The sequence below is a fragment of the Streptomyces sp. NPDC102451 genome, from assembly GCF_044765485.1.
Lineage (GTDB): Bacteria > Actinomycetota > Actinomycetes > Streptomycetales > Streptomycetaceae > Streptomyces.
Genome location: NZ_JBIWKD010000003.1, coordinates 581,212 through 600,053 on the forward strand (window position 1 = coordinate 581,212; position 18,842 = coordinate 600,053).

At 71.1% G+C, this 18,842-nt stretch carries 23 protein-coding genes and 1 pseudogene; 15 read left to right on the forward strand and 9 right to left on the reverse strand.

Annotated features, from left to right (window positions below; translation table 11 throughout):
• Nucleotides 1-31: 31 nt before the first annotated feature.
• On the reverse strand, nt 32-844 hold the full coding sequence (locus tag ACIRD8_RS09785) for a barstar family protein (RefSeq protein ID WP_403988473.1): 813 nt from the start codon (nt 842-844) through the stop codon (nt 32-34).
• 202 nt (nt 845-1,046) lie between these two features.
• Between ACIRD8_RS09785 and ACIRD8_RS09790 the strand changes: the two genes are divergently transcribed.
• The 4 genes and pseudogenes from ACIRD8_RS09790 to ACIRD8_RS09805 all read left to right on the forward strand — a co-directional run.
• Nucleotides 1,047-1,364 (forward strand): NUDIX domain-containing protein, encoded by a 318-nt coding sequence (locus ACIRD8_RS09790; protein ID WP_403988717.1) that lies wholly within the window; start codon nt 1,047-1,049, stop codon nt 1,362-1,364.
• A gap of 88 nt (nt 1,365-1,452) precedes the next feature.
• Entirely contained in the window at nt 1,453-1,701 is a 249-nt protein-coding gene (locus tag ACIRD8_RS09795) for a hypothetical protein (RefSeq protein ID WP_031093484.1), read from the forward strand.
• The gene (locus ACIRD8_RS09800; RefSeq protein ID WP_403988475.1) at nt 1,698-1,940 is read left to right on the forward strand and encodes a hypothetical protein; all 243 of its coding nucleotides are present in this window, start codon (nt 1,698-1,700) and stop codon (nt 1,938-1,940) included. Before ACIRD8_RS09795 ends, ACIRD8_RS09800 begins: the two co-directional genes overlap by 4 nt.
• A 64-nt stretch (nt 1,941-2,004) precedes the next feature.
• Nucleotides 2,005-2,274 (forward strand): annotated as a pseudogene (locus ACIRD8_RS09805) (EamA family transporter); the annotation flags it as partial.
• Here the strand turns inward: ACIRD8_RS09805 and ACIRD8_RS09810 are convergent.
• Nucleotides 2,258-3,037, reverse strand: a complete 780-nt coding sequence (locus tag ACIRD8_RS09810; protein ID WP_403988477.1) for a hypothetical protein — start codon at nt 3,035-3,037, stop codon at nt 2,258-2,260. The pseudogene ACIRD8_RS09805 and the gene ACIRD8_RS09810 sit on opposite strands and share 17 nt — an antisense overlap.
• A 223-nt stretch (nt 3,038-3,260) precedes the next feature.
• Here ACIRD8_RS09810 and ACIRD8_RS09815 point away from each other — a divergent pair, with 223 nt between their 5' ends.
• Nucleotides 3,261-4,235: a phosphotransferase family protein gene (locus ACIRD8_RS09815; RefSeq protein ID WP_403988478.1), complete on the forward strand. Its 975-nt coding sequence runs from the start codon at nt 3,261-3,263 to the stop codon at nt 4,233-4,235.
• Between the two features lie 20 nt (nt 4,236-4,255).
• Here ACIRD8_RS09815 and ACIRD8_RS09820 read toward each other — a convergent pair whose 3' ends face one another.
• Nucleotides 4,256-4,765, reverse strand: coding sequence for a YbjN domain-containing protein (locus tag ACIRD8_RS09820; protein ID WP_403988480.1), 510 nt, complete (start codon nt 4,763-4,765; stop codon nt 4,256-4,258).
• Between the two features lie 50 nt (nt 4,766-4,815).
• The gene (gene mshA, locus ACIRD8_RS09825) at nt 4,816-6,165 is read right to left on the reverse strand and encodes a D-inositol-3-phosphate glycosyltransferase (protein WP_403988482.1); all 1,350 of its coding nucleotides are present in this window, start codon (nt 6,163-6,165) and stop codon (nt 4,816-4,818) included.
• A gap of 193 nt (nt 6,166-6,358) precedes the next feature.
• Between mshA and ACIRD8_RS09830 the strand changes: the two genes are divergently transcribed.
• From ACIRD8_RS09830 to ACIRD8_RS09840, 3 genes are all read left to right on the forward strand, one after another.
• Nucleotides 6,359-7,144, forward strand: a complete 786-nt coding sequence (locus tag ACIRD8_RS09830) for a class I SAM-dependent methyltransferase (protein ID WP_403988484.1) — start codon at nt 6,359-6,361, stop codon at nt 7,142-7,144.
• Nucleotides 7,145-7,365: 221 nt separating this feature from the next.
• The gene (locus tag ACIRD8_RS09835; protein ID WP_403988485.1) at nt 7,366-8,442 is read left to right on the forward strand and encodes an NlpC/P60 family protein; all 1,077 of its coding nucleotides are present in this window, start codon (nt 7,366-7,368) and stop codon (nt 8,440-8,442) included.
• A gap of 312 nt (nt 8,443-8,754) precedes the next feature.
• Nucleotides 8,755-10,104: a PP2C family protein-serine/threonine phosphatase gene (locus ACIRD8_RS09840; protein ID WP_403988487.1), complete on the forward strand. Its 1,350-nt coding sequence runs from the start codon at nt 8,755-8,757 to the stop codon at nt 10,102-10,104.
• On the opposite strand, the gene ACIRD8_RS09845 is transcribed toward ACIRD8_RS09840, so the two are convergent.
• From ACIRD8_RS09845 to ACIRD8_RS09855, 3 genes are all read right to left on the reverse strand, one after another.
• Nucleotides 10,086-10,421: a DUF2516 family protein gene (locus ACIRD8_RS09845; protein WP_359467581.1), complete on the reverse strand. Its 336-nt coding sequence runs from the start codon at nt 10,419-10,421 to the stop codon at nt 10,086-10,088. The two genes, ACIRD8_RS09840 and ACIRD8_RS09845, sit on opposite strands and share 19 nt — an antisense overlap.
• A 112-nt stretch (nt 10,422-10,533) precedes the next feature.
• Nucleotides 10,534-11,229, reverse strand: coding sequence for a hypothetical protein (locus ACIRD8_RS09850; RefSeq protein ID WP_403988489.1), 696 nt, complete (start codon nt 11,227-11,229; stop codon nt 10,534-10,536).
• 32 nt (nt 11,230-11,261) lie between these two features.
• A complete protein-coding gene (locus ACIRD8_RS09855) occupies nt 11,262-11,774 on the reverse strand; it encodes a helix-turn-helix domain-containing protein (RefSeq protein ID WP_403988491.1) in 513 nt (170 codons plus the stop codon).
• A 124-nt stretch (nt 11,775-11,898) separates the two neighbouring features.
• Between ACIRD8_RS09855 and ACIRD8_RS09860 the strand changes: the two genes are divergently transcribed.
• Nucleotides 11,899-12,753, forward strand: coding sequence for an SMI1/KNR4 family protein (locus ACIRD8_RS09860; protein ID WP_403988493.1), 855 nt, complete (start codon nt 11,899-11,901; stop codon nt 12,751-12,753).
• Here the strand turns inward: ACIRD8_RS09860 and ACIRD8_RS09865 are convergent.
• Nucleotides 12,703-13,743 (reverse strand): hypothetical protein, encoded by a 1,041-nt coding sequence (locus ACIRD8_RS09865; RefSeq protein WP_403988495.1) that lies wholly within the window; start codon nt 13,741-13,743, stop codon nt 12,703-12,705. The two genes, ACIRD8_RS09860 and ACIRD8_RS09865, sit on opposite strands and share 51 nt — an antisense overlap.
• Nucleotides 13,744-13,851: 108 nt before the next feature.
• On the reverse strand, nt 13,852-14,811 hold the full coding sequence (locus tag ACIRD8_RS09870; RefSeq protein ID WP_403988497.1) for an SDR family NAD(P)-dependent oxidoreductase: 960 nt from the start codon (nt 14,809-14,811) through the stop codon (nt 13,852-13,854).
• A 109-nt stretch (nt 14,812-14,920) separates the two neighbouring features.
• On the opposite strand from ACIRD8_RS09870, the gene ACIRD8_RS09875 reads away from it, so the two are divergent.
• From ACIRD8_RS09875 to ACIRD8_RS09900, 6 genes are all read left to right on the forward strand, one after another.
• The gene (locus tag ACIRD8_RS09875) at nt 14,921-15,586 is read left to right on the forward strand and encodes a TetR/AcrR family transcriptional regulator (protein ID WP_403988499.1); all 666 of its coding nucleotides are present in this window, start codon (nt 14,921-14,923) and stop codon (nt 15,584-15,586) included.
• 131 nt (nt 15,587-15,717) lie between these two features.
• Nucleotides 15,718-16,551 carry an NAD(P)H-binding protein gene (locus tag ACIRD8_RS09880; RefSeq protein WP_403988501.1) on the forward strand — a complete coding sequence of 278 codons (834 nt, stop codon included), beginning with the start codon at nt 15,718-15,720 and terminating at the stop codon, nt 16,549-16,551.
• Nucleotides 16,552-16,619: 68 nt separating this feature from the next.
• Nucleotides 16,620-17,138: an ATP-binding protein gene (locus ACIRD8_RS09885; protein WP_403988503.1), complete on the forward strand. Its 519-nt coding sequence runs from the start codon at nt 16,620-16,622 to the stop codon at nt 17,136-17,138.
• Nucleotides 17,135-17,728: a DinB family protein gene (locus ACIRD8_RS09890; protein ID WP_403988505.1), complete on the forward strand. Its 594-nt coding sequence runs from the start codon at nt 17,135-17,137 to the stop codon at nt 17,726-17,728. Before ACIRD8_RS09885 ends, ACIRD8_RS09890 begins: the two co-directional genes overlap by 4 nt.
• Nucleotides 17,729-17,846: 118 nt before the next feature.
• Nucleotides 17,847-18,182, forward strand: coding sequence for a deoxyxylulose-5-phosphate synthase (locus ACIRD8_RS09895; protein WP_403988507.1), 336 nt, complete (start codon nt 17,847-17,849; stop codon nt 18,180-18,182).
• Nucleotides 18,183-18,232: 50 nt separating this feature from the next.
• Nucleotides 18,233-18,721 (forward strand): MarR family winged helix-turn-helix transcriptional regulator, encoded by a 489-nt coding sequence (locus ACIRD8_RS09900; protein WP_403988509.1) that lies wholly within the window; start codon nt 18,233-18,235, stop codon nt 18,719-18,721.
• The last annotated feature ends 121 nt before the right edge of the window (nt 18,722-18,842 follow it).

Here is an 18,842-nt window from a genome sequence, read left to right on the forward strand (position 1 = left end):
CCACCGACGGCACGATGTGTCGGCGCCCGAATCACACCAGGACGACCTCGACGTCATGCTCTCCGATGATGTGCAGGATCAGCTCGAACAAGGTGGCCGGGTCACCCTGCACAGCCCGGTGGTCCACCAGTCGTGACCTGGCAACTTCGGCATACTGCCATTCCAGGGTGAACGGAGGCGCGGCACCCCAGCCGCCTCTGAGACAGTCATTCAAAGCGTCGAGGTTCCACCCGAAGTACCCGCCGGGCCCGTTGACCGCCTCGCCGATCGCGCAGTAGAAGCTGTCCACGTCGTGGACCTGCTGGCCGTCCAGCACGAAAACCCGGCCCGGCGCGATGTCCGCGCTATTGCCGCGGCGCTGGTATTCGCTGGACCACAGGGCCACGGACAACCACGCACGCCGGCCCGGCTGGTCCAGGGAGTGCCACAGGCCCTTCCGGTTCAGCTGCCCGGTTCGGATCAGCTCCCACATCCGATCGGAGCCGGGAAGCGTCTGGTCGCACCAGAGCTGCACGGTGACATCGACAAGGTCGGCACCAAAGGCTGAGGGCTTGGCGGCGATCGCGGTGACGTCGTTGACGAAGTAGGACCCCATCTCGACGCCTTCGGCATCCAGCAGGGCCAGCTCCGCGTTCCCCGCCCGGGCGCGGCGGCCGCCGACATGATCAAGGGCGGCCAGCAGCCCGCCGCCAGGCGTGCACCCCAGCAGCTCGACCTGCCGAAAGCCGTCCTCCGACACACCGAACAGACCCCTGGCCTCGCGGGCGAAGCCCCAGAAGTCGCTACCACCGTCGTCACTGGCCAGGGAGTACTTGAACCCTGCCCCGGCACTTACTGATCCCACCGCACCCCCATGAGCCGCTGATTCTACCGAGCCCAGGACCGGGCGGAGCCGATGGATTGCCAGGTCACAGCAGGGCAAAATCTGTCGCTCAATGTGAGACACCATCGACCGCCTATCGGGGGACTCCTTGCCGATCCCTGAGGCGGATCCACTGAGACGACAGTGGCTCTGAGACAGGTGAACTGTTCCTAACGGTGGAGGCATCGAGCCCGGTGAGAGCGCCCGGGAGACGGCCGTACGCGAGTTGTTCGAGGAGAGTGGGCAGGTTCCGGGCGGTGTCCTGCGGTTCGTCGGCCATGCCGGGTTCGTCCTGGCACCCGACCAACGGCGCGAGTACGGGGCACTGTTCGCGGGCGATGCGCGCACCCGGCGCGACTTCGAGCCCAACGAGGAGATCTCCGCCATCTGTTGGTGGGACCTGAGGTCACCGCTGCCCGGCCGGGTCGCGCTCCTCGACGTACACCTGGCCCGGCTCAGCCGGGAGTCGGTCCCCCGCCCGGCCGGGCACCCGCTAACCTGACCCCCACACCTGCCTGTTACCCAGGTACACACCCCCGGAGGGACGGGCAGGCGGGGCGCGGAGAGCAAGGGGATCGGGGAGAGCGATCATGGGCGAGTCTCTGAAGACCTTCGTCGGCGGCACCGAGGTCGAGGTGCCCAACAGCATTCCTGCGATCCGGGCCGCGCTGCCCGAGGAGAGACGCGAGGAGTTCGACCACGCGATCAACGAGGCCGGGGTGCACGAGATCCAGGCCGTCATGCGGCACTGGATGCTCGAGTCCGTGCCCGATCCCGAGGCCGAGCAGATCCTGGACCGGCTGGCGCAGGACGAGGCCGAGAGGCGGAACGTCGCTTGAGCTTCCGCATCTCCTACGCGCCGCCCGCCGACGACACCCTGGCCAAGATGCGCGACGGCGACTCGTTCCGGGACGAGATGGCGCGCACGCTGGCCCTCGATCCGTACGGACATGCCTCGACCGCCGTGAAGCGTGAACGCGACCGGCGCGAGGCGACGGTGTACGGCGCCATCGTCCTCTACTACGTCTCCGGTTCCGTGCTGACGGTCACCGTGGTCAGGCTCGTACCGCTGCCGTGAGGCGGGCCGTCACCCCAGCCTGATCTGGCGGTCGGTGCCGCCGAGGGACTCCAGCAGTCCGTTCGTCGGTGCCCTGCTCGCGTACGCGGTGTGGTTCCGGGGTGTGGAGCGGCTGCCCGCGCTGACCGTGTCCGTGCTCGGCTTCGCCTCACCGCTCGCCGCGATGACGCTGGGCTATCTCGTCCTGGACGAGACGCTCTCCCCGGTGCAGCTCGCCGGAGCGCTGACGGTGGTCGTCGCCGTGTTCCTCGCCCGCCCCCGGACGGCGAAGGGGCGGGGGGCGTCCTCCGCTCCCCCGCCCCCTCAGCTGCCGAGCGTCAGCCGAGCTTCTTGACCTGCGCGTCGATCACCGCGGTCGGCCGGTCGAAGTCGGAATCCGCACCCGTCTTGCCGAGGTTGAAGGAGAAGAAGGTGGCGACCGTGCCGCCCTGACGCAGGCTCACGAGCTTGAAGGGCGCCGCGGCGTCCCCCTCCCCCATCTGCACGCGCCAGGCGAGGGCCTCCTCGCCGCCCGTGACCTTCTCCTCGGTCACCTTGGTGACCTTCTGCTTCGAGCCCTTCATGGTCAGGGTGAAACCGCCGCTCGCGCACTTGGCCGCGGACTCGCGGAGCTCGGCGAGGCTCTTCGCGGCGCCGTCGTCCTCGTACGAGGCCAGGGTGACCAGGGACGACGTGACGTCGAGCAGGCCGGCGAGGGCGTCCTCGGGGTCGGCGGACTCGTCCTTCTTGGGCTCCTGGACGACCTTGCGCCCGGCGTTCCCGACCGGGGTGCCCCGCTTCACGCCGTAGAAGGCGAAGCCGATGGGCTCGCACTCCTTCTTGTCGACGGTGACGTCCTCGGGCTGAGCGATGTCCTCGGGGCCGGTCTTCGAGACCTTGTGGCCCGCGACGTCACCCTGCTCCAGCGACACCTTCTCCAGCTCGGCCGACGTCAGCGCCTTGACCGCCGCGGGCTTGGAGGAGGTGGCGTCCTTGCCTCCCGAGGTTCCGCCGTCACCCTTGGCGTCGGAGTCCGAGCCGCTGCAGGCGGTGGCGAGCAGGGTCAGGGACGCCACGGCGGCAGCGAGGGCGGTACGGCGTACGGCGGTGGCGCGCATGGTTCGTTCATCTCTCCGTCTGAAGGAGCAACAGCCCTGCCCCGGCCTGGAATTCAGGGCCGGTGCGAGAGGGCTGCAGCGGTGCACGACACTCTACGATCGGACACCTGTCCGACGATCGCCCCGAACGGTCACGGAATGTGATCGTGACTCCCTTGTGATCACTCTGTGAATGCACTGTGGGGCGGTCGACTCCCGCAGCCGAGCCATGGGGGCCCCGCCCGTGTCCGTCGACGTGACAACCGCCGTACTGGAAGCCGTCGGGGCCCGTGGTCCCGCCTCCCGTGAGCCGCTCGCCGGGGGCACGTACAACACCGTCACCCGCGTGACCTTCGCGGACGGCAGGGACTGGGTGGTGAAGGTCCCTCCGGCGCACACCACCGGACTGAGCTACGAACAGCGCCTGCTCGTCAACGAGGTGACCTTCTACGCCGCCGCCACCGGGGACGGCGACGTGATCCCGCGGGTCGTGCACAGCGAGCTCGACCCCGGGGCGCCGACCGGGGCGTACGTCGTCATGACCGCGCGCCCGGGGCGGCCCTGGAGCGAGCTCGCCGGTGAGCTGACGGCCGGCGACACACGCGCTCTGCGCACCGAGTTCGGGAGCATCGTCGGCCGGCTGCACGGCATCACCGGCCCCGGTGGGTACGGGTATCCCGCCGAGCCCCTGGGGCCGCTCTCCGCCACCTGGCGTGAGGCGTTCACGGCGATGACCGACGCCGTGCTCGCGGACGCCGTGACGTACGGCGCGCGGCTTCCATGGCCGGTGGGGCGGGTCCGTGAGGTGCTCGCCGGGGCGTCGGACGTGCTGGACGAGGTGGTCCGGCCCGCCCTGGTCCACTTCGATCTGTGGCAGGGGAACCTCCTGGTGACCGGGGAGCCCGGCGCCCGGCGCATCGGCGGGATCGTCGACGGTGAGCGGATGTTCTGGGGCGACCCGGTCGCCGATCTCGTCTCCACGTCCCTGTTCGGCGACCCGGAGACGGACCCGGACTTCCTCACCGGATACGCGGCGGCGACGGGCGCGCCGCTGGTGTTCACCCCGTCCGTACGCCGCCGGCTCGGCCTGTACCGCAGCTACCTCTACCTGATCATGCTCACCGAGACGGTGCCCCGGGGCGCGGGGCCCGACGCGGTGGAGTGGACGTGGAAGGAGGTGGCGCCGCGGCTGGTCGCGGCGCTGGAGGAGCTCGCGTAGGGCGGACCGCCCCTCAGCCCTCAGGGCGACGGGCGCTGCGTCAGGTGGGTGAAGGCGTCCAGGTTGCGGGTCGACTCCCCGCGCTCCACCCGCCAGGCGTACTCCTTGCGGATCGCGCTCGCGAAGCCCAGCTCGAGCAGCGGGTTGAACGCGCTGTCCGCCGCCTCCAGGACCACGCCCAGCAGCCGGTCGAGCTCCTCGGGCGTGACGACCGAGAGCGGGAGCCGACCGACGAGGTAGACGTCGCCGAGCGGGTCGATGGCGTAACTCACCCCGAACAGGCGGAGGTTGTGCTCCAGGAGCCAGCGGTGCACGGCCGCGTCGTTCTCGTCGGGGTGACGGACGACGAACGCGTTGAGGGAGAGGGAGTGCTGCCCGACGATCAGGGAACAGGTCGTGGACAGCTTGCGCGTGCCGGGCAGCTTCACGACGTAGGTGCCGGGCCCGGGGCTCTCCCAGTCGAGCCCCGCGCCGCTCAGCGTCGCCTCGATGACCTGCGCCGCTGCTGCCTCGTCGGATACGTCAGCCATGGTCCGAGCGTACGACAGCGCGGACGCGCGCTCAGCCGGGGTACGGCACGTCAGCCGTGGTGCGAGCGGGCGCGGCGCCGGTGGTCGTGCATGGCCGCCGTGTACACGTCGGCGGTGGCGGACGCCGCGGTGTCCCAGCCGAACGACTGGGCGTGTGCTGCCGCCGCCGCGCCCATCCGGCCGGCCAGCTCCGCGTTGTCGGCGAACCGGCCCAGCGCCTGCGCGTACGCCTCCGGGTCGTGGCCCGGGATGAGGAAGCCGCTGACCTCGTCCCGCACGGCGACCGGCAGACCGCCCACCTCCGCCGCGATCACGGGTGTGCCCGTCGCCTGGGCCTCTATCGCGACCAGCCCGAAGGACTCGCTGTACGAGGGCATGACCAGCACGGACGCCGCCCGGAACCAGTCGGCGAGCTGGTCCTGGCCGACCGGCGGGTGGAACCGTACGACGTCGGCGACGCCCAGGCGCGCGGCGAGCTTCTGCAGGACCTCCGGCTTGGCGAGCCCGCTGCCACTGGGGCCTCCGACGACGGGCACGACGATGCGTGAGCGCAGCGAGGGGTCGCGCTCCAGGAGCACGGCGACGGCGCGCAGCAGCACGTCCGGCGCCTTGAGCGGCTGGATGCGGCCCGCGAAGAGGGGGATCAGGGCGTCCTGCGGCAGGCCGAGGCGGGCGCGCGCGGCAGCACGGCCGTCGCCGGGGCGGAAGCGCTCCAGGTTCACGCCGGGGTGTACGACGGCGACGGACGCCGGGTCCGCGTCGTAGAAGCGGATGAGCTCGTCGGCCTCCCCGGCGGTGTTCGCGATGAGCCGGTCGGAGGCGTGCACGATCTGGGTCTCGCCGATGACGCGGGCGGCGGGCTCGGGGGTGTCGCCCTCGGCGAGCGCGGCGTTCTTGACCTTCGCCATGGTGTGCATGGCGTGGACGAGGGGGACGCCCCAGCGCTGGGCGGCGAGCCAGCCGACCTGGCCGGAGAGCCAGTAGTGGGAGTGGACCAGGTCGTAGAAGCCGGGGCGCTGGCCGGCCCAGGCCTGCATCACGCCGTGGGTGAAGGCACAGAGCTGTGCGGGCAGCTCTTCCTTGGCGAGGCCCTCGTAGGGTCCGGCGTCGACGTGGCGGACCAGGACTCCGGGGGCCAGCTCGACCGTCGGGGGCAGTCCGCCGGTGGTGGCCCGGGTGAAGATCTCGACCTCGATGCCGATCGCGGCGAGGCGCCTGGCCAGCTCCACGATGTAGACGTTCATGCCGCCGGCGTCGCCGGTGCCGGGCTGGTGCAGCGGAGAGGTGTGCACGGAGAGCATCGCGACACGGCGCGGCTTGCGGTGCCCGGCGAACGCGCCCGGGAAGCGGATACGGGGTGCCGCACGGCTGCTGCCGAGCCGGGAGACGTACTGGCTCACGGGTCCGCTCCTCCTCGCTCAGGGCATGACACGTACAGGGCACAAGGCCCCTTCCAAGGCCAGAACAGCGGAACCTGTCCTTTCATTTCCGCTTTGCCAAATCATTGCCCTTCCTACCGGCGCGCCTGAGGGTTCCCCCGCGCGCGCCGCTGCTCCGCGTGTGCCCTCCGGCGCTTCGCATACGCTCCCCTCTATGCACCAGCGCCCCATCGGCACCGCGACCCGCGGGACCACCAACCCCAACCGGCTGCGCCGCATGGACCGCTGGATCGCCGACACCCACGGCCCCGCGCTGCGCCGCAGCGACGCGCCCGTCGCGGTCGACCTCGGCTACGGCGCCGCGCCCTGGACGGCCGTGGAGCTGCTGGGCCGACTGCGCACCGCCGAACCGCGCACGGCCGTCGTGGGCGTCGAGATCGACCCCGCCCGGGTCGCCGCGGCGCAGCCGTACGAGCGGGAGGGCCTCACCTTCGTGCACGGCGGCTTCGAGATCCCCACGGCGGGCCGGCCGTCCCTGATCCGGGCCGCGAACGTGCTGCGCCAGTACGACGAGGGTCAGGTCGCGGCGGTCTGGCAGCGGCTGTGCGCCCGGCTCGCCCCGGACGGCCTGCTGGTCGAGGGCACCTGCGACGAGATCGGCCGCCGGCACGTATGGGTCGCGCTCGGCCCGGAGGGGCCGCGCACGGTCACCTTCGCGACCCGGCTCGGCTCACTGGAGCGGCCCTCGGACCTCGCCGAACGCCTCCCGAAGGCCCTGATCCACCGCAATGTGCCGGGCGAACCCGTCCACGCCTTCCTGCGGGACCTCGACCGGGCCTGGGCCACGGCCTCCCCGTACGCGCCGCTGGGCGCGCGGCAGCGCTGGATCGCGGCGGTCCGCGCGGTCTCCGCCGACTGGCCCCTGACGGACGGCGTACGGCGGTGGCGGCAGGGCGAGATCACGGTGCGCTGGTCCGCGCTGCGGCCGGCCACGGGGTGAGCGGCGCCGGACAGGGGGGCAACACGTTCGAGGGACGTGACCGCATCCGGGAACACCGGTGGATCACCGTTCGTCCCCCTGTGTGACGGGGAGGGTGACGCGGACCTCTGTTGCTTTACGGGACAACATGGCACGATCGCGTCGTCACCCAAATGTTACTGACGGTAAGTCAGATGTTCGCGATACGGCTTTCGTTGCCTTTTCGCCCGGAGGGGGAGCTTGTGAACCGACGCCACTGTGCCACTGCCGCGATCACTCTGGTCTGCGCACTGGCCCTGCTGACCGCGCCGGTCCAGGCCATGGCCGCCCCGATACCCGAACCGGGCCCGACCGCCACCTCCCCCGCCGCCTCCGCCGCACCGAAGAAGAGCCTCGAAGAGGTCCGCGAGGAGATCGACACCCTCTACCGCAAGGCCGGGGCCGCCACCGACGCGTACAACCTCGCCGAGGAACAGGCCGAGCAGCAGTCCGGCGAGATCGCCCGGCTGACCAAGTCGATCGCCGACGGCCAGGCGAGGATCGCCGAACTGAAGGACAGGGCGGGCGCCCAGGCCCGCGAGCAGTACCGCAACGGCGGACTCCCCCCGGGCGCGCAGCTGGTGCTGAGCGGCGATCCCGACCTCTTCATGGACGGCGTCAACCAGGCCCGCCAGGGTCAGCAGGCCACCAAGGGCATGCTGACCGAACTGGAGCAGGCGCAGGAGGACCTGGAGACGTACACGAAGGACGCGAGCCTCAACTGGGAGAAGATCGAGGCCAATCGCGTCAAGCAGGCCAAGGCCAGGAAGAGCATCAACGCGCAGATAGCGGCGGCGGAGAAGCTCGAGTCGCAGCTCGCGAAGGAGGAGCAGGCCAGGCTCCTCGAGCTGGAGCAGGACGCCGCGTCCACCGCGCAGGCCGCCTGGCTGTCCTCCGGCGCGCTCAAGGACATCAACCGCGAGGCGAGCGCCGCCGGAAAGCAGGCGGTGGCCTTCGCGACCGCCCAGATAGGCAAGCCGTACGTATGGGGAGCCGAGGGCCCGGGGTCGTACGACTGCTCGGGGCTGACCTCACAGGCCTGGGCGGCGGCGAAGCGTCCGATCCCCCGGACCTCGCAGGAGCAGTGGAGGCAGCTGCCCCACATCGCCATCCAGGACATGCGCCCCGGTGACCTGATCATCTACCACAGCGACGCCAGCCACGTCGGGATGTACGTCGGCGACGGCTCGATCGTGCACGCCCCCCGGCCCGGCCGGCACGTCACGCTGACGGGTGCGGGCTCGATGCAGATCCTGGGCGTGGTCCGGCCGGACAAGTAGGCGCCGGGACGCGGCGGTCGGCGCGTGACGGGCGGCACACGGCACGGCCCGCTCCCCGCACGGACGGCCGGCTCGGCGAGTTGTGCGCAAGGCGTGTCGAGCGCGTGATGTTCGTCATGGCCTCATGTCCGTTTCGTGCGGCCCCATCACGCCGGATCCGTGGTGGGACGCGGCTTATGGGCGCGCATATGACAGAGGATGATCAGCGGGCGCCATTCCGTTCCCCCGCCGCGGACCGCTATCGTCCCCGTCGGCGGGTCGTCGATCGTCGTTCCGCCGCGCCCTCGGGGGGAGGGAAGGAAACCCGAACCGATGCCCGTACCCGTACCGCAGCAACGTGCCGTTCCCGCTGCGGAGACCAATCACGGCGCCGACCTCACACTCCTGGTGATCGAGGACGACCCTGCGGGCACCTTCGCCGTCCCCGACCTGTCGTCCACCACGGGGGCGCGGGTCCGCGTCCGTACCGCCCGTAACCTCACCGAGGCCGGGCGGCTGCTCACCGACGACGTCGACTGCATCCTGCTCGACCTCGACCTTGAGGCGGCGGCGCTGCCCGCCGGCGTACGCGCCGACAGCCCCGACGACGGTTCCGGCCTGCCGGACGGGCTCGCCGCCCTCAAGCACGTCCTGCGCATCGCGCCGCGCCACGCCGTCCTCGCCCTCACCGCGGAGGACGACGCCGAGCGGGCCGCCGAGGCCGTGCGGGTCGGGGCCCAGGACTACCTCTTCCGCGGCGAGCTCGACGGACGCCTCCTCAGCCGCGCCATCCGTTACGCCGTGGAGCGCAAGCGCGCGGACATCGCCCAGCACCAGCTGACCGAGTCCCGGCTGCGCGCCCAGGAGAACGCCCGGCTGGAGCGCGGGCTGCTGCCCACCCCGCTCCTCGACGGCTCCGATCTCGCCTTCGCCGCCCACTACCGGCCGGGCCGCAGCCGTGCCCTGCTCGGCGGCGACTTCTACGACACGGTCCGCACGCCCGACGGCACGGTCCACGCGATGATCGGCGACGTCTGCGGGCACGGACCGGACGAGGCCGCGCTCGGCGTCGAGCTGCGCATCGCCTGGCGGGCGCTCACGCTGGCCGGGCTCTGCGGCGACGACCTGCTCTCCACGCTGCAGCAGGTCCTGGAGCACGAACGGCAGAGCGAGGAGATCTTCGCGACGCTCTGCACCCTCGACATCGCCCCCGACGGCCGCCGCGCCGGCCTGTGCATCGCGGGCCACCCCGCGCCGCTGATCGCACGCCAGGGCCGGGCGGCGCACCTGCTCCCGTACGAGGACGGCGGCCCGGCCCTCGGTCTGCTGCCGCACGCCCGGTGGCCGCGCCGCCAGGTCGAGCTGGGCGGCTCCTGGAGCCTGATGATGTACACCGACGGGCTGATCGAGGGGCGCGTCGGGCAGGAGGGGACCCAGCGGCTGGGCCAGGACGGCATGGTCGCGATGGTCAACGGGCGACTGGACCAGGGCCTCGGCGGCGAGGCGCTGCTGGAGGCCGCCGTCACCCAGGTGCAGGAGCTGAACGGCGGCGAGCTGACCGACGACGTGGCGGTCCTGCTGCTGGAACGCGACGAGGCCCGGATACGACGGAGGGGCGGGAACGCGTCGCGTCCCCGCCCCGGTGCCGCCTCGTCGGCGGGAGCTCAGCGCCCGCCGTTGTAGGGGCCGTACGGTCCGTCGCTGCTGGACCCTCCGCGACGGCCGCCGCCGCCCGATACGGCCTTGATCGCCGGCCGCACGTCGACCATGAAGACGATGGACGCGATCACGCCCGCGATCTGCAGGAACAGGATCGGGATGACGAGGTTCACGAAGACCGTGGCGCCGAGGATGATCAGCCAGAACGACTTCTTCTGCTTGTCCGCGGCCCGGTAGGCGTCCTCGCGCGCCGTCACGGCGAAGACCAGCGCGACCACGGCCAGGACGAGCATGGCCAGGTACAGCAGCTGGAGGAACGAGCCGAATGCTTCGAGCAACACGGTGAGCACCGCCTAGTCAGTGGATGAGCGCCTCGCGGCCAAGGTACCGGGACAACGACCCGGGCACCCTGAAAGGTGCCCGGCCCGTTCTTCCGGCAACCCCGGCCCGCGCCTACTTCGCGGAGGGCGGGGTCGCCTTCTTGGCCGCGGGCTTGCGCACGGGCGTGGGCTTCTTCGCCGCGGGGGCGGGCGACGCCTTGGACTCCGCGGGCTTCGGCGCGGGCTTCTTCGCGGCGGGGGCCACGGGCTTCGCGGGCGCCACCGGCTTCGCGGAGGCGGCCGGCTTGGCCGGGGTCACGGGCTTGGTCACCGGCTTGGTCACCGCCTCGGACTTCTGCTTCGGCACGGACTTCGGCTCCGCCTCGACGACGGCGGCGATCTCGACGATCTCCCCGGCCGTCTCGCCGCGCCACGTCCGTACGCTCTGCTCGCCGCGCTCGGCGACCTTCTCGTACGTCTCACGGGCCCGGACGGCGTACTCGGCGGCCACACCCACGCTCCGCAGCGCCAGGTCCTGGGCGGTCTCGCCCCACTTCTTGAGGTCGGTGTCCAGCGCCCCGAAGACCTCGGTCACCTTCGCCTGCACGGTGGCCTGAGCCTCCTTGGCCTGCGTGGTGACCCGCTCCTGAACGGCCTTCGGGTCGGTGTTGCGCACGGCCTCGATCCGCTCGGGCGCCTCGGCCCGCAGCTGCTCGATCAGGGCCGGGACCTTGCGCGCCTGCTCGACGGCGAGGTCGGCCGTGCCGGCGGCGAAGTAGAGGGGGGTGGGGTCGGTGAGGGTCTTGCGCAGGTCATCGGTGATGGCCATGACTGTGGTCCTCCCGGATCATCAGAAGTCGGTTAGCTCGTAGCTGGTGGGTCTGCATCACTGCCGCCGGCCGTGCGGGGGCCGCGGGCATCCGGACCGGCACCGTCCGCGTCACCGGCGCCGCTGTCCGCGTCGGCATCGATTCTGCTCTCCGCACCGGCGGCACCGTGGAACCCGGCGCCGGTGTCGGGCGCGACATCGAAACCGTTCTCCCGGCGGAAGGAGTCGTAGATCTGCAGCAGCACGTTCTTCTGCCGCTCGTTGATCGACGGATCGGCCAGTACGACCGCCCGCGTCTCCAGCTCCTCCCGCTCCCGCTCATCGAGGATCCCGGCCCGCACATAGAGCGTCTCGGCCGAGATCCGCAGGGCCTTGGCGACCTGCTGCAGCACCTCGGCGCTCGGCTTGCGCAGACCGCGCTCGATCTGGCTGAGATACGGATTGGACACCCCGGCGGCGTCGGCGAGCTGCCGCAGGGAGAGCTGCGCGGTACGCCGCTGCTCACGCAGGTACTCGCCGAGATTGCCGACGTTGAGTGATGCCATGCCACGATGGTGCCCCACCTTTGCTAACTATTGCAAGCGAGTGCTAGCAAAAGTGTTCCGCGTCATGCGGGGGTGATGGACTGCGGAGTCCCGGCGAAGCCGGCCGGCCTGTACGGTCCACCGCATGGTTGACGAGTTCGATGTGGCTCAAGCTCTGCGCGGTGGGATACCCGACAGGGCGCGCGCCTGGGCCTTCGTTCGGGACTTTGCCGCAGCGTGGGCGGAGCCGCTCGCCGACAGTGCGGGTACGCGAGCGGAGGAGCTGGAGCGAGCCGAGGAGATGCTGGGGCTCACGCTGCCGACCGCGCTGCGCGAGGCGTACTCGCTTCTCGGTACGCGTCACGACCTCACCGGCAACCAGGACCCGCTGCTGCGCCCTTCCGAGCTGTTCGTGCACGACGAGTTCGGTGGAGTGCTCGTCTTCCGCAGCGAGAACCAGGGGTGCGCTTTCTGGGGAGTACGGCTGCGGGACCTCGGTCAGGACGATCCGCCGGTGTTCGTCCAGTCGCGCGATGGCTGGGTTCCCTTCCTGGAGCGGGTCTCCCTGGCCTGTGTCGAGCTCGTACTCAGCGAGACGCTGCATGGCAGCGAAGGGCGGCTCTACAACGCCCGCGAACTCCCCGCCGGCCTGATTCGAGAGCTGCCGAGTCGGTTCGCGCCGGTGGAGTTTCCCGAGTACCCGATGTGGACGGGGAAGGAGGAGTCACCCGTGCGCTGGTTCTCCGCACCGGGGAAGCTCCTGCGGCTCGACGGACTGAGTGACCACAGCTGGCTGCACGTCCGGGGAAGTACGTTCGCCGACCTGGAGTCGCTCTGCACCGCCCTCCCCGGCCACTGGGTACGTGGGTACTCGGAGAGCTTCTCGCTCGGCCTCCAGCATCGCCAGTCGACGCCCCTCGCTGCCCCGGCCCCCACGGAGGCAGAACGGCTACGCAGTCGCGTCGGAGAAGTTCACCCGCACCGCGACCACAGTGCCTGACGCATCCAGGTCGGCCGACACGGGGAAGTAGCCGTCGCCCCAGCTCGTCATCGCGCAGAGCAGTCGGGCGTCGCCGATGTCCACAGTTCCGGCCTCGACTTCAGAGGCCCGAATCTGTCGCATGACCTGCCAGTGATGGGAATGGGGCCGGAAGTCCACCATCATGCGGCTCCCGGTCTCCTCCTTCCAGCTCTGCACAGCGCGAGCCTTCTCCATCGCCTCCGCCACGGCCAGCCCGGTCCACCCGCGGACACCGTCCTCGCCGGGTTCGCCGAGTTCCGGTGCTGCGAACGTCGCGGCGGCTTCCTCTGCGGCAGCACCCCAGAACGCGACGTCGGCCAAGCCGTCCACAGGCTCGTCGTGCTGCCAGGCGTTCAGGGCATCGGTATCGCCGAAAAGCACCCGGGCCCGGTCAACGCCGATGTCACCGAGCAGCACGGATGACTCCGCCGGGACGTCGCTCATCCGAACCGATACCTCTGACCAGCGCGGCCCGACACCGTCGCCGAGGTCAACCCGCGAAGCCAGCACCGGCAGATGACGGTCGCGGGGCACCCCGCCCACCGCGACGACAGGCACCCCGAACATCAGGAAACTGCCGCCGCCTTCAGCGGCAGTCCGGCGCACACGTTGTGCATGCGGTTCACGGCCCGGCAACGCCTCCAAGCGAGCGTCCAGGCCAGCGGCCCGGCAGTGCTCTTCGAACATCCTCCCGAACTCCGCCGCCCGGGAGGCGGGGATGTCATGGAGCAATGCACCCGGCTGTCGGTCGAAGCTGCGCACCGCTACCGAAGCGTCCGGGCCCACCCCGGCGAAGTCGACCGAGTTGATCACTTCGGCAGCCGTCGCCGGGTCGTCAACGCCAAGCAGAGCAGGATCAATCTCCGCCGGCGACCGCTCACCGCTCCACAACCCCAAAGAGCCGCCGTCCACGACGACCAGGGTCCCCGACGGACAGCGGATCTCACCGAGCCTGAAGATCTCTTCCATGGCGCGCGAGTCTACGGCCGTTCCAAGCCGCTCTCCCCGACAGCGACGGCGTACCGCGCGCCCGGTGGTGACCACCGTCGTGCCCCAACCATCTGAAGGCACCACAGGTCAGAGCCTTGCCCTGCCCACAGTTATCCGGGACAGGACACCGGGGACTCCCCGGACCGCACGAGGGGGGAACGTCACCCCGGTGAGGTCCTCGGAGACGGCCCACAGCCGCTGCTGGACGGTCACCTCGTACGACGCCGGGCTGGAGGTGACCAGCCGGGGGTGGCCCATGATCTCGTTGCGGCCGCCGGGACCGTAGTACTGACCGCCGAGCACGGCGGGGTCGGCGGCGGCGCGCAGGGTCGGCAGCGCGCCCATCGCCGGCGTCTGGGTGATCAGCGGCGCGAGCCAGGTGAGCGGGAGCCGGAGGGCCGCGGGGGTGTTGCGGGCGAGCTCGGTGCTGGACATGCCGGGGTGCGCGGCCACCGCGACGGTGGTGCCGTGCGCGGCGAGCCGGCGCTGCAGCTCGTACGTGAACATCAGGTTGGCCAGCTTGGACTGGCCGTAGGCGGCGGCCCTGCCGTACGACCGCTCCCACTGCAGGTCGTCGAAGTGGATCGCGGCCCGGATGCGGTGGCCGGTGCTGCTGACCGTCACCACGCGCGAGCCGGGCACCGGCAGCATCAGGTCCAGCAGCAGCCCGGTGAGCGCGAAGTGGCCGAGGTGGTTGGTGCCGAACTGCAGCTCGAAGCCGTCCCGGGTGGTCCGCTTCGGGGTGTACATCACGCCGGCGTTGTTGATCAGCAGGTCGATCCGGCCGAGCCGGGACCGCAGCGCCGCCGCCGCGGTCCGTACGGAGTCGAGCGAGGTCAGGTCCAGCTCCTGCACGCTCACGTCGCCGGTCATACGGGCCGCGGCCCGCTCGCCCTTCTCGACGTCGCGCACGGCGAGCACCACGGACGCCCCGCGCCGGGCGAGCGCCTTGGCGGTCTCGTACCCCAGTCCGGTGTTGGCCCCGGTCACGACGGCCACCCGCCCGCGCTGATCCGGAATGTTCGCCGTCGTCCACTTCTCGCCCATGACGGGCCCCCAACCATTTAACGTACCGGAAGTATCTTGCACTCCCGACGCTAAAGTACTCACGGTACGTTGTCAACGTACCGCAGGTACCTAAGTTAGGCTGGCGACCGTGACTTTCCAGCGGGCGCGAACCGAAGAGCAGCGGGAGATCCGCCGGCGGGCGATCCTCGACACGGCGTCGGCGATGCTCGACGAGATGCCGGTGGCCGCGGTCACCCTGAACGAGCTCAGCCGCCGGGTGGGCCTGGCGAAGCCGAACGTGCTGCGCTACTTCGAGTCCCGCGAGGCGGTGCTGCTGGAACTGCTGGACCGCTTCCTGCAGGAATGGCTGACGGAACTGGCGGACGAGTTGGCCGTAGGCGTCGACGAGGAACAGCCCATGACCGAGCGAGCGGCGGCGGTGGCCGGGATCCTCAGCCGGTCGCTCTCGGACCGGGGGGTGCTGTGCGACCTCTTCGGCGCACAGGGCGGCGTGCTGGAGCACAACGTCTCCGTCGAGGTCGTCGCACGCTACAAGCGCGCCTCCCTGGACCGCCTGACGACCATGACCGCCCTGATCCGGACGTACCTGCCGGAGCTGGGCGGGAACGCGACACTGTTCAGCCTGCAGACCATGGTCATGGCCGGCGCGCTGTCGGCGTACAGCACGCCCCCGCCCAGCCTGCAGGCGGCCTACGAGGCCGAGCCCGACCTGGCCCGCTTCCATCTGGAGCTGAGCGAGTACCTGAAGTCGGCGCTGACCGCGACCCTCCTGGGCGTGCTGCCCCGCGACTGACCCGCGTCGCCGTTCAGCCCGCCGGGAACGGGCACGTGCCCTGAAGCACCCGTCCGCGGCTCCTTGACCTCAAGCGCGATCGAGCTTCTAGCGTGTCTCCCGGTCGATCACCTGACGACGGGAGAACGCGCATGATCCTCGTGACCGGAGCCACCGGAAACATAGGCAGTGCACTGCTGAAGGAGCTGCACGCACACGGTGCCGGGCCGCTGAGAGGGCTCACCCGTGACGCCGCGCGTGCCGGCTTCCCCGAAGGCGTCGAGGCCGTGGAGGGCGACTTCGCGGATCCGGCCTCGTTGAAGCCCGCGCTGGAGGGCGTGCGTTCGCTGTTTCTCGTATCGCGCCTGGGCCCGGACGCCGAGGTCGTCGAAGCCGCCCGGCTCGCGGGTGTGGAGCACGTGGTGCTGGTGTCCTCGATCACCGCGCAGACCCATCCGCACCTGGGCCCCGCCCAGGAGAACCTGGAGGTGGAACAACTGCTCAAGGACAGCGGCATGGCCTGGACGATCCTGCGGCCGACCCAGTTCGCCTCGAACACCCTGATGTGGGCGGCCGCCGTCCGCGGCCACGAGACCGTCCACGCGCCCTACCCGGACACGGCGCTGCCGACCATCCACCCCGCGGACATCGCATCGGTGGCACGGGTGGCGCTGACCGAGCCCGGCCACCGGGGGCGCACGTACGCCTTGACCGGTCCGGAGCCGGTGTCGGCCCGCCACCAGGCCGAGGCCATCGCGGCAGCACTGGGCCGGGAGGTGCCCTTCGCCGGGATCAGCCGCCGGGAGGCCCACGCACAGATGGCCGCGGTCTTCGGGGCCGAGGCCGCGGACGCGGTGCTCGACGTCACGGGCGGAGACGTCAACGACGAGCTGCTGGCGGTGCGCGACACGGTTCCGCAGGTCACCGGAGCCCCGGCCCGGCCGTTCCGGCAGTGGGCCGCGGAGAACGCCACCGCCTTCCGCTGAGCCGCCCCCGCCCAGCCGTCCGGCACGGGGCCCTGTTCCTGCGGCCCGCACAGCGCTAGCGTCGAGCCATGATCGTATGGCTCAACGGCACCCACGGCGCGGGCAAGACGACGACCGCCGCGCTCGTGCAGCAGCTCCTTCCCGACTCACGGGTGTTCGACGCCGAGAAGGTCGGCGAGATGCTCATGGACATCACGCCAGGGCTGCCGTGGACGGGCAACTTCCAGCACTGGCCGCCGTGGCGGCCGCTGGTCGTCGAGACCGCCCGCCATGTGCTGGACTACACCGGCGGCACCCTGGTGATGCCCATGACCGTCCTGGTCGAGGAGTACTGGCGCGAGATCAGCGCGGGCCTCGCCCGGCACTCCGTTCCCGTACGGCACTTCGTCCTGCACGCCGACCAGGACACCCTCCGCGGGCGCATCGAGGGGGACACCGATCTCGGCCCCTCCGCCTTCCGCCTCGAATACCTCGAGCCCTACGCCGAGGCGGCCCGTACCTGGCTGCACGAGGAGGCCGAGGTCGTCGACACCACGCACCTCACGCCCGCCGAGGCCGCCCTGCGGATCGCGGAGGCCGTCAAATGACCTTGCCCGACGCCAAGGCCGACCTCCACTTCTACCTGCAGTCGGCGCGGGACGCCCTGCTGTGGAAGCTCGAAGGGCTCTCCGAGTACGACGCCCGACGCCCGCTGACGCCGACCGGCACGAACCTCCTCGGCCTGGTCAAGCACGTGGCCAGTGTGGAACTGGGCTACCTCGGCGACACCTTCGGCCGGCCGTCCGGCGAGCCGCTGCCGTGGGTCGAGGAGGGGGCCGAGCCCAACGCGGACATGTGGGCGACGGCCGACGAGTCACGCGAACAGATGGTGGACCTCTATCACCGGGCCTGGGCCCACGCGGACGCCACGATCGACGCGCTGCCGCTGGACACGGTCGGCCGGGTGCCGTGGTGGCCGAGCCACCGGGCCGAGGTGACGCTGCATCACGCCGTGGTCCGCGTGATCGCCGACACGCACCGGCACACCGGGCACGCCGACATCCTCCGCGAACTCATCGACGGGGCCGTGGGGATGAACGAGGGCAACGACAGCATCCCGCCGGGCGACGCGGCCTGGTGGGAGGAGCACCGCAGCCGGCTTGAGCGCGCCGCCCGCGAGGCCGACGGGCGCGCCTGACGCCGACGGATCTCCCCGCCCTCTCACCGCAGCCCCCGGGACCCGGGGGCTGCGGCGCCTGAGCGGCCTCCTGCGTAAACCGGTCGAACGGCCGGGGCGCGCGCCCTACTCTGTCCGCATGCCGCCCTCCAAGACCGCGTACGTCTGCCTGCCCTGCCGGGGCTCGTACAAGCAGCCCTACGACAGGGAGCGGGAGCATCGCGTCTGCCCCCGGTGCGCCGGGGCGCTGATCCACGTCGGGTCCGCCTTCGCGCCGCCGAAGCGGCGGGACACCGCCGCCTGGCGCACCCTCTCCGTACTGCTGAACGCAGGCGTCCGCTTCCACATGGGCTGCTGCGACGGCCCGGGCTACCGCCCGCGCACCCTGAGCGAGGTGAAGGAGCGGATGGCGTACGCCGAGCGCACCGGGGAGCCGTTCGCGAAGGCCCTGGTCAGGACCGAGCCGGCGCAGTAACGTCCCCTTACGGACGATCTGCCACGGTACGAATTGTTACGCTGGTCGGCATGACCGCCCTCACCCCCGCCCGTACGGCGCCCGACCTGTCCTACCTCCTCGACCACACCAGCCACGTCCTGCGCACCCGGATGGCTGCGGCACTCGCCGAGATCGGGCTGACCGCGCGCATGCACTGCGTGCTGGTGCACGCCCTGGAGGAGGAGCGCACCCAGATCCAGCTCGCCGAGATCGGCGACATGGACAAGACCACGATGGTGGTGACCGTGGACGCCCTGGAGAGCGCGGGGCTCGCCGAACGTCGCCCTTCCAGCCATGACCGGCGGGCGCGGATCATCGCCGTCACCGAGGAGGGCGCCCGGGTCGCCGCACGGAGCCAGGAGATCGTCGACGGCGTGCACCGGAAGACCCTGGGGTCACTCCCCGAAGGCGACCGCGAAGTACTGCTGCGCGCACTGAACCAGCTGGCCACGGACCATCTGGCCACCCCCTCGGAGAGCCCCCGGCCGGTCCGGCGGGCGCGCCAGGGGCAGAGGTAACCACTCCGGACCGGACCGTTAAATATAGTCTGCAACAAAACCATCTGTTACGGTCTTTCTTGTCGACCCGTCCGACAGGAGAAGACCGATGGCTGTTGATGCCCCGCGCGACACGTCCGCG

Coding starts and splice junctions, on each gene's coding strand:
- ACIRD8_RS09795 (WP_031093484.1), top strand. CDS start 1,453: ATGGGCGAGTCTCTGAAGACCTTCGTCGGCGGCACCGAGGTCGAGGTG.
- ACIRD8_RS09810 (WP_403988477.1), bottom strand. CDS start 3,037: ATGCGCGCCACCGCCGTACGCCGTACCGCCCTCGCTGCCGCCGTGGCG.
- ACIRD8_RS09820 (WP_403988480.1), bottom strand. CDS start 4,765: ATGGCTGACGTATCCGACGAGGCAGCAGCGGCGCAGGTCATCGAGGCG.
- ACIRD8_RS09830 (WP_403988484.1), top strand. CDS start 6,359: ATGCACCAGCGCCCCATCGGCACCGCGACCCGCGGGACCACCAACCCC.
- ACIRD8_RS09840 (WP_403988487.1), top strand. CDS start 8,755: ATGCCCGTACCCGTACCGCAGCAACGTGCCGTTCCCGCTGCGGAGACC.
- ACIRD8_RS09850 (WP_403988489.1), bottom strand. CDS start 11,229: ATGGCCATCACCGATGACCTGCGCAAGACCCTCACCGACCCCACCCCC.
- ACIRD8_RS09855 (WP_403988491.1), bottom strand. CDS start 11,774: ATGGCATCACTCAACGTCGGCAATCTCGGCGAGTACCTGCGTGAGCAG.
- ACIRD8_RS09860 (WP_403988493.1), top strand. CDS start 11,899: ATGGTTGACGAGTTCGATGTGGCTCAAGCTCTGCGCGGTGGGATACCC.
- ACIRD8_RS09865 (WP_403988495.1), bottom strand. CDS start 13,743: ATGGAAGAGATCTTCAGGCTCGGTGAGATCCGCTGTCCGTCGGGGACC.
- ACIRD8_RS09870 (WP_403988497.1), bottom strand. CDS start 14,811: ATGGGCGAGAAGTGGACGACGGCGAACATTCCGGATCAGCGCGGGCGG.
- ACIRD8_RS09880 (WP_403988501.1), top strand. CDS start 15,718: ATGATCCTCGTGACCGGAGCCACCGGAAACATAGGCAGTGCACTGCTG.
- ACIRD8_RS09885 (WP_403988503.1), top strand. CDS start 16,620: ATGATCGTATGGCTCAACGGCACCCACGGCGCGGGCAAGACGACGACC.
- ACIRD8_RS09890 (WP_403988505.1), top strand. CDS start 17,135: ATGACCTTGCCCGACGCCAAGGCCGACCTCCACTTCTACCTGCAGTCG.
- ACIRD8_RS09895 (WP_403988507.1), top strand. CDS start 17,847: ATGCCGCCCTCCAAGACCGCGTACGTCTGCCTGCCCTGCCGGGGCTCG.
- ACIRD8_RS09900 (WP_403988509.1), top strand. CDS start 18,233: ATGACCGCCCTCACCCCCGCCCGTACGGCGCCCGACCTGTCCTACCTC.